A 13,577-nucleotide genomic window follows, 5' to 3' on the forward strand; every position below is an offset into this window, starting at 1 on the left:
CTTATAATCTATTGCTGAATGCCTACGTTTGTAATTGTAAAACTGGATATATTGCTCAACCACGCTCACTACAGAGCTGTGATTGATAAAGGCTAAATGGTTTAATCGTTCAGTCTTTAAGCTCCTAAAAAATCGTTCCATCACCGCATTATCCCAACAATTTCCTCTACGACTCATACTTTGTTCAATACCTAAGCCCCTTAGCTTTTCTCTGAACACCTTAGCCGAGTACTGGCAACCTTGGTCAGAGTGAAGCATCAACGCCTGTGTATTTGGCCTCTGGCGTTGTAGCGCGTTATTTAAGGCCGCTGTCGCTAACGCTGCATTGGGTTGGCTTGATAAGGCATACCCAACAATTTCTTTGGTGCCTAAATCAAGCACACAAGCTAAATAACTCCACCCTTGATGGGATTTTATGTAGGTAATATCACCCACCCAATGAGTATTATACGTCGTAGGGTTAAACTGCCGCTTGAGCAAATTAGGTGCGTAAACTTGCTCATCACCTGAGTTAGGATAGTAATGCTTTTTCTTTGGCCTAATCGCTATTAACCCCATACTTTTCATTATGCTAGCAATAGCGTAAACCCCTACCTTACAATCTAAATCGACTAAGTCTGCCTGTATTCGACGTTTACCATACGTCGAATTTGAGTCAGAGAACGCTTGTTCTACTAATTGTATCCGTGCCTGCTTTTCAGCGCTTTGGGGGATCGGTTTGTAATATAAACTACTGCAACTGAGCTCGAATACTCGGCACAACTCACTCATTCTAAAGCCTAGATTTGCTTTCTTTACTTCGCGGATCATTTTAAGTTTTGATTGTCTCGAATGAAGAAAGCTGCAGCCTTTTTTAGGATGTCATTATCCCTCATTGCTTGTTTTAGTTGAGCTTCTAAGAGTTGAATTTTTCGTTGTTCTTCAGTGAATGCTTTGGCATTTTCTGGGGTTTTACCCGCTAATTCAGCCTGGTACTGGATTTTCCATCGAGACACCGCAGATTTACCTGCACCAGACATATCTTCAATTTGCTTGTTGGTGTAACCCTGTTCGACCATCAGCTTGGCATATTCTAATTTTTGCAGCGGGCTGACAGTGACTTTCGATTTTCTAATCATAATAAATACCTTTAAGATTTGGCTTATTTTAAGCTATAAATCTCTACAGTTTCATTAGACCATTACAGGGTAGAGGCTTCCTCACTGGGTCGGCCAAACCCGCCGCTGAGTATGATGAGGATGACATGCGCCGCACGGACCCGCGCTGGCAGCCCGGTAATTTCGATAAGAACCTCGATGCTGTTAATCGCCTGACCGAAATTGCCCGATATAAGGGGATCAGCGTGTCCCAACTCGCGCTGGCGTGGCTGCTGGCTCAGGGCGATGACATTGTACCGATCCCGGGATCGCGCAGGCAGGAGCGTGTTGCTGAAAACGCTGGTGCTGCTGACATTGCATTAACGGCCGCTGATTTGGCCGCGATTGAGCAGATCCTTCCACATGGTGGCTTTGGCGAACGCTATGCAAATGGTGCGACCCCCGTCTGGATTTAAGATGCTTCCCCGGAGGAACCTGTCGAACTGGATGACGATGAATACAGCGGCGGGTGCCTAGGCCGATACGACGCGGCTTAGCCGCGCTAATTTATTCGGAGATACTAAGTTCACAGAACGCAATTGGACAATTCTAGACACGCTGGAACAGCTAGCAGCGGAGATGGGTATACCGATGGAGAAAGTTGCACTCGCATGGACTCTGGCGTTTACTGCTAGGTGGCAGCAAGATTTCACAGTTTGTGCATAATATTGCTGCCACCGACCTCCACGTTAACGGTGAGCACCTTAAACACCGGAATGACGCCAGTGTAACCCCGCCTAGGTTCACCGTCTGCTTGGGTTCACTGGCGATTCGTCGAATGATTTTTGGTGGTCACTGTGTGCTGGGATGGGGAGTGTAAAGGGGGCCAGGAAAAGCGAAACTATCCCACACTAGACTCAGACTACCCAGCTTTGAATAGGTGGAAGTATTATCTACATCTAGGAACAGCATGAGATCCTGGCGGCAGGTGAGTAAAACGTATTATGTTTCTTCAGAGCCTCTATTTTCATAAAGCAGGACTTGCTGAATTAAGTACCGATCGCCTGACGTATCTCGCGCATGTTGCGTGCAGGCGGTGCACCGAATTGCCGTAAATATTCACGGCTAAACTGTGAAGCACTTTCATAACCGACTAAAAAAGCCACGTCAGACGCGCGGTGTTCTCCGGAAAGTAACAGCTGGCGAGCTTCCTGCAGTCTGAGCTGCTTTTGATACTGGACAGGACTGAGACCCGTCATCGACAGAAAATGACGATGTAGGCTTGCCCGACTCATGCCGCTTATTACGCACAACGCTTCGATATGAAGTCGGGTATTGTAATTGTCTCTGATCCAGGCGACGGCTCGCCGGATGCTACTCAGCGCGCCATCGGGTTGGGCAATCTGACGTAACAGTCGTCCCTGCGGCCCCTGTAAGAGACGATAAAGCAATTCCCGTTCGAGCATAGGACCGAGAACTGGGATATCCTCAGGCGTATCAAGTAATGACAGTAAGCGAAGTAACGTATCGCTGATTGGAGTGGTCATGGGGTTTATCATGACACCAATTCCATTTTGTTCGCGCTCGTAAATCGGCGTTATGGAGGCCGCTAATTCTGCGAGTATGGCCGGATCAATTACCAGTGAAATAGCAGCGTAAGGCTGACCTCCTTCATCATCAAATATTTGTCCGATCAAAGGCAAATCAAGGGCACTGATTAGATATTGTTCACTGTCATAGCTCAGAAACTTTTCATTAATGGCAATGCGCTTAGAGCCTTGAAGGATAAAGCAAACCATCGAGCGATACAGGCAGGGGGTCTTGTCTGTAGAGCCTTTTCCGATACAGATATCTACACGTGGGATCCGTGTGCAGGTCAAACCCGGCGGCGCATGTCGCAGGACTATGTCGAGATGTGGAGCAAGAGAATTATTCATGAATAGATTATACCCGTGTTCCGGGATCGCGCACAATGTATTGAGACAATCAGGCAATATAATGAGCGTATCCGGCGTAGATTACAAACGGGTCATTGCCTATTATGAGCGGGTCAATAATGCATCGAAAGGTGCGTCTAATAACCTAAGCGAGACTACTCATGACTAACAAGATTGCACTCATCACCGGCGCAAGTCGTGGCCTTGGCCGCAATATGGCACTTCACCTTGCCAAACGCGGCGTCCACATCATTGGTACCTATCGCAGCAGCGAGGAAGAAGCTCAGTCACTGAAGCAAGAGATTGAAGCCCTAGGAGGCAAGGCAGTAATGCTGCCGCTGGACATTACCGATGTCACCAGTTTTCAGGCTTTTTTAAACGCCGTCATTGAAACGCTGACGGCTGATTTCGGTCGCAAGCATTTCGATTTCCTCGTTAACAATGCCGGCAATGGTCTCTTTTCAAACTTTGTTGATGCGACACAAGAGCAGTTTACCTCACTAATCAACACGCATCTTCAGGGGCCAATTTTTCTGACTCAGAAGCTGTTGCCATTTATAGCAGACGGCGGTCGTATCCTGAACGTTTCGTCCGGCTTCGTACGCTTTACTTTACCGGGATACAGCATTTATGCCGCGGTGAAGGCCGCTGTAGAGGTTCTAACACGTTATATGGCCGTAGAATTTGGTTCGCGTCAAATTCGGGTGAATGCGATTGCCCCGGGCGCCATCGAAACCGATTTTGGCGGTGGTGCGGTGCGCGACAATAATGATGTGAATGCTTGGGTTGCTCAGGGGATTGCGCTTGGGCGTGTAGGTTTACCGGACGATGTGGGTGGAGCAGTAGCCGCCATTTTATCCGATGACATGGCATGGGCTAACGGGACAACCTTTGATATTTCGGGCGGCCAATTACTGTAGCCACGTATTAAGCCCTGAAGATGGCGAATCTTTGAAGTTGTAATATAGCCAATTCGTCCTTCTCAGTCTCACTGTATAAGGACGAACCAATTCCGCTTTATATTGTTTTTAGCCATATTATTTATTCTGGCTCAGCAAATAAAACCTGTTTGTATCTATGTTGTATATTTTACCTTTTTTAGATTTGAACCATTTATCTAATGGTAAAATATTGATGTTATGTCGGCTTATTATTCCAATGAAAATAAGGTTTTCTCAATAACCACCGCCATAACCCTAGAACAAATAGCAACAGGCAAGATAAACCAGAGAGCAGCCATATCACTCTACCAATCCTACCCAATACAGAACCATCATGTAGCGGGTGAAGCCAGTTCAAAATCGTATTAGCCGCTCCTTGGGTTGGGTTATTAAAAACGGACACAACTTCAGCAGTAACAGCATCAATATAGACATAGCTGTGGGGGAATCGACGCGAAGGATCTTGATGGGCTTGTAAACGCAGGCGATAAAATCCGCCCTCCATTGTAGGTGTTTCAATCCAAGCCAATTCGGCATCAGGCAGTGCGGCCAATGCTAGCTTCGCAGCTACCGATGGCGCAATGAGTGAACCCCCTTGTACAGTAACAACCGTTTTAGGGACATTAGGCTGCTTTAACTCACTAAATAAACTTAAAACTAAACGGGTTTCAACGGGTAACGCAAGCATTGCTCCCGTTAGACTCAGCAATAACAAGGGCAACAAAAATAACAACCCAGTGATTTTATGCCAATCGTACAGTAAGCCGATAATAGCGCTACGTTTTTTGAAGCGAAGTGCTTTAAGCCATTGCCCACGTCTAGGCCACCAACTTAACAGTCCTGTCAATAATAATACTAGGCTAAACAGCCCTAAATATCCTACGATGGCAGTACCAACATCCCCCATTAACAATTGGAAATGCAGATTGTACAACCAGGTCATAAGATAATCTCCCCAGTAATCCCGCCGCAATATTTCGGTGCCATCAGGCGATAGCCAAACCATCATGGGCGCAAATCCTTGCCCCATTTTTTCTACAGGATTATTGTAACGAGCTGGGATCGTACCGTTATCTGTCGTGACTTCGAAACGCCATGCGCCACTTTTATCTGGATATGCAGTACGTAATGTTACCAGCGCTTTATCCCAATCAGGAGATTGCGGTTTGACATCCAAAACAGGATGCAGCACGCGGTCAATTTCCACGTAGTAGACCAGCGCCGCGCCGGATAAGCCAATTAGCACCAGTAGCATGCCGATGGATAAACTGCACCATAAGTGCAGCCTTCTTGCCGCTTTACGAAAATTCATCTTTAGAAGTGTAGAGAGATAGAAGCATTTACAGAACGACCTTCATTTGGACTGTGTAGCGTTTGGCTACCATCCCACCAAACATATTCATAATATTCATCGGTTAAGTTTTTGATCTCAAATGCCAGATCGGTACTGTTATTCAACGCGTAGCGGGCACTGACATTTAGCAAGACAAAATCGCCATAACGACCGGCAGAATTCGCAGTATTGAGTTCATATTTACTTTGTGCCCGTAATAATGCCGATAAACTGAGCTTTTCGGTGGCACTGAAATCAACTCCCGCATTATATATCCACTGGGGAATATGATCGATATCGTTCCCTTTTAGCTCTGGTGTTTGTGGATCCGCTTTATCTATCTCTGCCTGCTGCCAAGCCACTGAACCCCAAACATTAATGTCATCGTTCAGTGCCCAAGAGGCTTGTAAGTCAACACCATGACGCTCGGTAGCGCCGATATTATCTACATCGCCAGCAGGATCATTCAACCTTCGTTTTAGTTCACCTGTTGCAGTTTGATTCCAGAGCGCCAAACGCAAATCTACGCTATCCCATGGCTGGTATTTAGTTCCCACTTCCCAACCTTCATTTATCGAAGGGGCCACATCATCTTGACGTGGGGGAATAAGATAAGAGCCCGAGCCAACACCAATCTGAAACGTTCGTCCCCAATTGGCAAATAAGGTCAAGTCAGTAATAGGGAAAACGGCGATTGATAATTTTGGCTGACTAATTGTGCCGTAATCATTTGCTGAGGCAGTAAGATCGTTAAGATTATCAGTAAAATCACCGCGAACCTGATCCACACGCCAAGCGGGGGTCACTCTTAGCCATTTTGTAGGTTCTAACATGGTTTGAACATACGCACCCGTGATGGTTAAATCGAATTTTTGGTCACGAGTTTGACTCGTTGCAACCTGTTCTTTAGTCAAAAAACGCTTAGAAATATTGTCCTGAACTTCAACGCTAGCACCCGTTTCAATAAATAAGCGATGTAAATAACTGACTGCAGGCTCAAAGGATACGGATGCAAGCGCACCATAATGTTCTTCTTCGGTATAACGATTTTGTTGTGCAACATTAGCTGAATATGTCACATAACGATTGTCCTCAAATTGATTAAGCCAACTAAGTATACGCAATGTCGACGTTGTCGATAATGTTGTATCCAGTGATACACTAAATTGGTTGATATCACGATCGCCTTCATCGCTTTGATTGTAGTCATTAGTGGCACGAGGCGTGGTGTAGGCGACATCCCTGGTAAGATAGCCTGGTTCTTTCGCGTCAACACTATAGGTTCGGGCACTCGCGGCTAAAGTCATATTATCGCTGAGATCAAAAGCCCATTTCCCTGCAAAACTACGGCGACTAAAGTCAGAATGATCGCGATAACCTTCTGCTTCGCGATAACCCACTGCATAATTTTGTCGAAACGCACCAGTCTCAACACCCGCAACAACCTGAACGTCGTTTTTACCAAAACTACCCGTAGTTAATTTTGTATCGAAATAATCGCCGCCAGAGCGAGTTTCAAAAGACACATTACCTGCAATATTATGTAGGCCATAGCGGGGATCTGTCGTACCTCTTACCACTTCAACCGTCGATATTTCCAAAGGTAGAATCATATCAATATACGGCATATTGCCATCGTTACTATTTGATGGAATACCATCAATCAATAGCTTAACAGCGTTAATTTCTCCTTCACCATTAAAACCCCGAAAGGATAATTTGCCGCTTGTCGTCCCCTGATTGAATTCAGTCAGCGTGACTCCTGGTAATCGTCCCAATAGTTGCCACGCATAGTCGACATCCGCGGATTGGACTAACTCACCAGACATACGGTCAACAGAGGTCAGCACCTTACTTGCATCGACCGAACGTTTGCCCACTACCGTTATACGTTCACCAATTGCAAAGCTTGTATCTCCAGTGGCCAACTTTACTTCAGTAGTACTTTTCTCCAACTCTGTAGCATAGGCAGCCATCGGGCTCGTCAATAAAAAGGTAGGTATTAACAGATAGCGTAGAGTGCCACCAGACATATAAGTGTTCATCGGAAATAACCTCAAGAAAATGAAAAATATCAAAAGTGGACGTCATGCAACACGGTCATCAAAGCTATCGATTAGAAATTATTGTAATGATTGATGATTATGCAGGCTTACAAAGCGGCGGCAATGATAGTGCCTTAAGGGGGAAAACTCGATGCGACAAAATGTCGCAGTTTTGAATAATAGCATCTGAATAGTGGTCATGAATAAGAGCGAAGATTTGGGAAAACGCCAAAATAGTGGCTTGGAGTTGGCCACTAAAATTGACCACGCAACCATTTTTCTGATCTTGTAAAACTTCTGGCGATGCATTTTTGGGCGCTATTTAGCCGAAACAGTAAATCTTCTAAAACAATTACCTCGATAGACTTGTTGCTGATGTTAAAAAAATTATCACTCTTTGATAAAAATAATATTGTAATACGATTGGTGTATAGTAGTATTGTAGTACAAAATAATATTGTGATCACATGGGTGATTGCTGAGTTCAATGTACGAGGATGCTAATGTCTAATGTTTTGGGGTCTTACGCGTTAGGGCTGGATTATGGCTCTGATTCTGTTCGCGCATTATTGGTTGATACACAAAGCGGCGCTGAAGTTGCCACCAATGTGGTGTACTACCCGCGCTGGAAAAAGGGATTGTATTGTGTCCCTGCTAAAAATCAATTTAGGCAACATCCTTTAGATTACATTGAAAGTTTAATTGAAGTTGTGCAAGGACTTTGGGCTAAAGCACCAGCAGGCTCAGCAGCAAACGTTTGCGGTTTAAGCTTTGATACGACAGGTTCAACACCGATTGCAGTTGATGAAGCGGGAGTTGCATTAGCGCTTAAAGAAGAATTTGCATCTAATCCAAATGCGATGTTTTTACTGTGGAAAGACCATAGTGCGCTTCTTGAAGCCCAGCAAATTACTGCTGCCTCTAAAGTCGCGAAAGAAAATTACCTTAAATATGAAGGTGGTATTTACTCCTCTGAGTGGTTCTGGGCTAAAGCATTATATGTACTGCGTCATGATACTGAAGTGAGACAAGCAGCTTACAGCTGGGTCGAGCACTGTGATTGGATCACGGCATTAGTGACTGGCACAACTCACCCTAAGATATATAAGGCGGGTCGCTGCGCATCGGGGCATAAAGTGATGTGGCATGAGTCGTGGAACGGTTATCCGCCCAATGAATTTTTTGTTGCTATCGATCCATTACTGGATGGGGTTCGTGACCGTTTACCTATTGAAACCTGCACCTCTGATAAAGTCTGCGGCGCCTTAACCCCTGAGTGGGCAGCCAATCTTGGACTATCAACCGACGTTATTGTGTCGTTTGGCGCGTTCGATTGTCACGCGGGAGCTGTGGGTGCCAATGTAAAGGAAGGCGTACTCACTAAAGTGATGGGTACGTCGACTTGCGATATCACAGTTGCGAGCTATGAAGATATTGGCGAGCGCTGTATTAAAGGCATTTGTGGTCAAGTCGATGGTTCAGTCATGCCCGGTATGATAGGTCTTGAGGCAGGGCAATCCGCCTTTGGCGACCTATATGCTTGGTTTAAGGATCTCACCACCTGGCCAATTAAACACATCAATACTTCGGCATTATTTGACGCAGAAGTAAAAGCGAAACTGATTGCCCAGCTCGAAGATGAAACCTTAATTGAACTGGGTAATGCTGCAGCAAATATTCCTGTGGGTGAAACGGGCATAGTCGCACTCGATTGGATTAACGGCCGCCGTACCCCAGATGCCGACCAATCGGTGTCTATGGCGATAAGCGGTTTAACCATGGGCAGCCACGCACCGCAAGTGTTTAAAGCCTTAGTCGAAGCCAGTGCCTACGGCGCTAGAGCCATCATCGAACGCTTTAAGGAAGAGGGCGTGCGCATCGATCAAGTCGTCACCATTGGTGGTATTTCTAAAAAGTCAGATTTCATCATGCAAACCTGCGCTGATGTGTGGAATTGTAATATCGACGTGCTGGAAAGCGAGCAAAGCTGCGCCTTGGGTGCTGCTATTTATGCCGCAACCGCTGCTGGCGTGTATCCCGATGTGTTAAGTGCTCAAGCTGTAATGGCCTCAAATGTCGCTAAAACCTATCAGCCAAATCCTGCCAATGCTGAAAAATACCAAGCGCTTTATCAAGCGTATTTAGCCCTAGGGCATTATGTGGATGGAGCGAAATAACATGTCATTTCTTGAACTAAAACGTGAAGTTTATGAAGCCAACATGGAGCTTGAAAAACGCAACTTAGTGACTTACACCTTCGGTAATGTGTCACAAGTTGATCGCAAGCTTGGCGTGATTGGTATTAAGCCAAGTGGTGTGCCTTATGAGGATCTTAAGGTCGAAGATATTGTTATCGTCGATCTTGAAAACCAGCTTGTCGAAGGGCGTTTACGCCCGTCATCCGACACAAAAACCCACACTTACTTATACCGCCAATGGCAGAGTATTGGCGGTATTACCCATACACATTCTACTTATGCAACCGCATGGGCGCAGGCGCAAATCGCCATTCCTTGCTTGGGTACCACACAAGCCGATTATGTTTACGGTGAGATCCCATGCACTGCTGTGATGCGTGATGACCAAATCAGCCGCGATTATGAAGAAGAAACCGGCGTACAAATTCTCGATTGCTTTGCTGATAGAAATCCAAGCGAATCACCTATGGTGATTGTGGCAGGGCATGCGCCATTTACTTGGGGAGACAGCGCGGCAAAGTCGGTTTATCACGCCGTATTACTCGAAGAAATCGCGCGTATGGCTTATCTCACTAAAACCTTGTCGCCAAGTATTACGCCATTAAAGCAAGGGCTTATTGATAAGCATTATTTACGTAAGCACGGTAAAGACGCCTATTACGGCCAAAATAGTCAAAGTAAATAGTGTTTCACGTTAGCTGGATCATCAAATTTATAGGGTAGAGAGAACAATATGAAAGCATTCAAACAAAAGCAGGTGTGGTTTGTTACCGGTTCGCAAGATTTATACGGGCCAAAAGTGTTAGAGCAAGTGGCGAAAAACAGTGAGCAAATTGTTCATGGTTTTAATCAGTCAGATGCGATTTCAATGGAAGTGGTGTACAAACCTACCGTTAAATCTCCTCGCGAAATTTACGCTGTTTGCCAAGCGGCTAACAGTGATGAGAATTGTGTGGGCGTTATCCTATGGATGCACACTTTCTCTCCAGCCAAAATGTGGATCGCGGGTTTAAATGAACTCAGCAAACCCTTTATGCATTTACATACTCAGTTTAATGCCGAGCTGCCTTGGGCCGACATTAATATGAACTACATGAACACCCACCAAAGTGCCCATGGTTGCCGTGAGTTTGGTTATATTGGCACCCGTATGCGTAAAGAACGCAAAGTGGTTGTCGGTCATTGGCAAACAAACGATGTACAAGCCCAAGTGGACGACTGGTGCCGCGCTGCAGCGGGTTGGAACGAAAGCCAAAATCTTCGTATTGCTCGCTTTGGTGACAACATGCGCCAGGTGGCGGTCACCGAAGGTGATAAGGTAGCGGCGCAAATTCAATTCGGCTACGAAGTGCATGCCTACAGTTTAGGTGAGCTAAATGATGCAATTAATGCCATTAGCGAAAATGATATCAGCGCTCAAATCGACCGCTATGCGAGTGAATATATCATCAGCAATGAGTTATTTAACGATGAATACCAACTCGATCGCCTAAGAAAAGAAGCACAAATCGAACTGGGCTTAAGCCAATTCTTAACAGATGGCGAGTTTGGTGCGTTTACTAACTGCTTTGAAAACCTAACCGGCATGACTGGCTTACCTGGGTTAGCGACACAACGTTTGATGGCAAATGGCATTGGTTATGGTGGTGAAGGCGATTGGAAAACTGCGGCTATGGTTCGTATCATGAAAGTCATGGGCCAAGGCCGCAGCGGTGGTACTTCCTTTATGGAAGATTACACCTATAACTTTGGCGTGACAGACCAAGTGCTCGGCGCGCACATGCTAGAAGTATGTCCGTCTATTGCCGCCGCTAAACCACGTTTAGAAGTACACCGTCATACAATCGGTGTGCGCTGCGATGTACCGCGTTTACTGTTTACTGGTAAAGCTGGGCCTGCGATTAACGTATCGACAATCGATCTTGGTAACCGTTTCCGTATTATTCTCAATGAATTAGATACTGTAACGCCACCACAAGAATTGCCAAATCTGCCAGTGGCTTCGGCACTGTGGGAGCCGCGTCCAAATCTGTCGATAGCAGCAGCTGCATGGATCCACGCGGGCGGCGCGCATCACTCAGCTTATAGCCAAGCGATTAGCACTGATAACATAGTCGACTTTGCGGAAATGGCGGGAGCAGAGCTGGTGATCATTGATGCTGATACTAAAATACGTCAGTTTAAAAATGAGCTTCGTCAAAATTCCGTATATTACGGTCTAGCAAGAGGGCTATAATCGCTCACTTAATAGTGAAAAGCCGCCTAAGGGCGGCTTTTCAATTTATGCACAATATGTGTAAATTTCAGATGAATTTAACCCGTTAATTTGTTTCAGTCCTAAAAGGTTGGGAAAGCAATATGTACGCAGATTTTGATGGCATTATTTTCGATATGGACGGCACCTTAGTCGATAGCGGTCAGCTACATGAGCAAGCTTGGCGACAAACATTAACTCACTTCGGCATCCCTATTGATGGCCCATTAATGCGCTCCTTAGCAGGTGTGCCAACAATTGGCACGCTTGAGATCTTAGTTACCCATTTTGGTGTTACGCCGACCGCTACATATGAAGCCATAAATGAGTATAAAGAAGCATTAGTTCGTGAAACTATGCATCTCTATGTTAAGCCAACCCGTCTGGCCGAATTTGCCAAGCAAAATAAGGGCAAACGCCCAATGGCAGTAGGCACGGGCGCTTATACCCAAGAAGCGGTGGAGATTTTAACTCTGTGCGATTTACTCGACTTAGTCGACTATGTAGTCGGAGCCGACCAAGTTACAGCCCCCAAACCCGCACCAGATACGTTTTTGCGCTGCGCCGAGTTGATGGGGATTGCGCCTGAGCGTTGTATCGTGTTTGAAGATGCCAAAGCAGGTATTCAAGCGGCACAATCTGCAGGCATGTTTGTGGTCGATGTCTTGAGCGATTTTGATATAAAAAATGATTATTTTCTAACAGAGTCACCCTGCTAAAAGCGGTTAAATACTGGTTAAAAATAAGCCGTCGCAGGCAAACTCAAGCCGCTATTAGCAGCCTTACAATGTAAAGCAAAGCATAATCACTGAATAACGGCGAAAGGGTGAATTAGCGTGAAACTCTCATAAATTCTTGGCTTTATGACAAATTACCTGTTACGTTTTTAAGGAAAGGTAGTATCATAACATTTGATCAATTTCGGCTTTTTAGCGAGTTATTTTAGATTCTGTTCGGCTATATCGAGACATAAGAGGACGCAATGGCAAATCAGGCAAACAACCGACCACAGAATATCCACAACTGGGTAGCAAGCGAACTTGGCTCGCGTATTGTTGGCGGATTTTATGCACCTGGTGAATATATTCCCAATGAGAACACCATTTGTGAAGAACTTGAAGTGTCTCGTACTTCGCTCAGAGAAGCATTTAAGGTGCTTACTGCAAAGGGCTTAATTGAATCGCGTCCTAAATTGGGCACGCGTATTCGCGAACGCCGCCATTGGAACATGTTCGATCCCGTTATGTTAAATTGGTTTTCTCAATCTAAACCTTCACCTGAGTTTTACACCTCTCTGTATGAGATCCGTGAAGTATTTGAACCCGCGGCAGCGGAACTTGCTGCTAAAAAACGTACCCCAGCGCAACTGGAAATAATTGCTGCTGCGTATGCCAAGATGGAAACGGCGCAAGTGGGCACTGATGAAGTGTATACCTCGGATATTGACTTCCACATGGCAATTTTAGATGCGACCAATAATGAGTTTATGGTCTCATTAGGTGTCTCTATTCAGTCGGCTTTACTCGAAATATTTAGATTGAGTAGTACCATTCAAGATGATTTCCTCGAATCTTTGCCTGGCCATAAAGCTATTTATACTGCGATTGAAGCAGGGGACAGCGAGCGTGCCAAAGCAGAAATGAATAAACTGCTCTCTACCTCCCAAGATACGCTAAAGAAGAATATCGAGCACAAATAGCATCACGCACATGCTTTGTGAAGAACAAAAAAAGGTGATCCGATATTCGGCTCACCTTTTTGTTTCTGCAACTGTTTTCGCACCATATAGTAGT

The 13,577-nt window shown here is 45.4% G+C and carries 11 protein-coding genes; 7 read left to right on the forward strand and 4 right to left on the reverse strand.

What is annotated here, in order from left to right; all coding sequences use genetic code 11:
• Window positions 1-1,118 (reverse strand): IS3 family transposase gene (locus BW947_RS17250; RefSeq protein ID WP_143562272.1). Its coding sequence is split into 2 segments (ribosomal slippage), with 1,119 coding nucleotides annotated over them: window positions 1-857 and window positions 857-1,118; the frame shifts between segments, so codons are not numbered across the junction. This gene is flagged as partial in the annotation.
• Window positions 1,119-1,171: 53 nt separating this feature from the next.
• On the opposite strand from BW947_RS17250, the gene BW947_RS17260 reads away from it, so the two are divergent.
• Entirely contained in the window at window positions 1,172-1,552 is a 381-nt protein-coding gene (locus tag BW947_RS17260; protein WP_279626107.1) for an aldo/keto reductase, read from the forward strand.
• A gap of 573 nt (window positions 1,553-2,125) precedes the next feature.
• Here the strand turns inward: BW947_RS17260 and BW947_RS17265 are convergent.
• Complete coding sequence (locus tag BW947_RS17265; protein WP_076501898.1) at window positions 2,126-3,013, reverse strand: AraC family transcriptional regulator; 888 nt, start codon at window positions 3,011-3,013, stop codon at window positions 2,126-2,128.
• A gap of 161 nt (window positions 3,014-3,174) precedes the next feature.
• On the opposite strand from BW947_RS17265, the gene BW947_RS17270 reads away from it, so the two are divergent.
• Entirely contained in the window at window positions 3,175-3,933 is a 759-nt protein-coding gene (locus tag BW947_RS17270) for an SDR family NAD(P)-dependent oxidoreductase (protein ID WP_076501900.1), read from the forward strand.
• Between the two features lie 217 nt (window positions 3,934-4,150).
• Here BW947_RS17270 and BW947_RS17275 read toward each other — a convergent pair whose 3' ends face one another.
• Window positions 4,151-5,266, reverse strand: a complete 1,116-nt coding sequence (locus BW947_RS17275) for a PepSY-associated TM helix domain-containing protein (protein WP_076501902.1) — start codon at window positions 5,264-5,266, stop codon at window positions 4,151-4,153.
• Window positions 5,267-5,268: 2 nt separating this feature from the next.
• On the reverse strand, window positions 5,269-7,332 hold the full coding sequence (locus BW947_RS17280) for a TonB-dependent receptor (protein ID WP_076501903.1): 2,064 nt from the start codon (window positions 7,330-7,332) through the stop codon (window positions 5,269-5,271).
• A gap of 503 nt (window positions 7,333-7,835) precedes the next feature.
• Between BW947_RS17280 and BW947_RS17285 the strand changes: the two genes are divergently transcribed.
• From BW947_RS17285 to BW947_RS17305, 5 genes are all read left to right on the forward strand, one after another.
• Window positions 7,836-9,509: a ribulokinase gene (locus tag BW947_RS17285; protein WP_076501905.1), complete on the forward strand. Its 1,674-nt coding sequence runs from the start codon at window positions 7,836-7,838 to the stop codon at window positions 9,507-9,509.
• A gap of 1 nt (window position 9,510) precedes the next feature.
• Complete coding sequence (locus tag BW947_RS17290; protein ID WP_076501907.1) at window positions 9,511-10,215, forward strand: L-ribulose-5-phosphate 4-epimerase; 705 nt, start codon at window positions 9,511-9,513, stop codon at window positions 10,213-10,215.
• A gap of 48 nt (window positions 10,216-10,263) precedes the next feature.
• A complete protein-coding gene (araA, locus tag BW947_RS17295; protein WP_076501908.1) occupies window positions 10,264-11,766 on the forward strand; it encodes an L-arabinose isomerase in 1,503 nt (500 codons plus the stop codon).
• A 122-nt stretch (window positions 11,767-11,888) separates the two neighbouring features.
• Window positions 11,889-12,503 carry a beta-phosphoglucomutase family hydrolase gene (locus tag BW947_RS17300; protein WP_076501910.1) on the forward strand — a complete coding sequence of 205 codons (615 nt, stop codon included), beginning with the start codon at window positions 11,889-11,891 and terminating at the stop codon, window positions 12,501-12,503.
• Between the two features lie 263 nt (window positions 12,504-12,766).
• Entirely contained in the window at window positions 12,767-13,483 is a 717-nt protein-coding gene (locus tag BW947_RS17305) for a FadR/GntR family transcriptional regulator (RefSeq protein ID WP_076501912.1), read from the forward strand.
• Window positions 13,484-13,577: the final 94 nt, after the last annotated feature.

The sequence above is a fragment of the Shewanella morhuae genome (genome assembly GCF_900156405.1).
Classification (GTDB): domain Bacteria; phylum Pseudomonadota; class Gammaproteobacteria; order Enterobacterales; family Shewanellaceae; genus Shewanella; species Shewanella morhuae.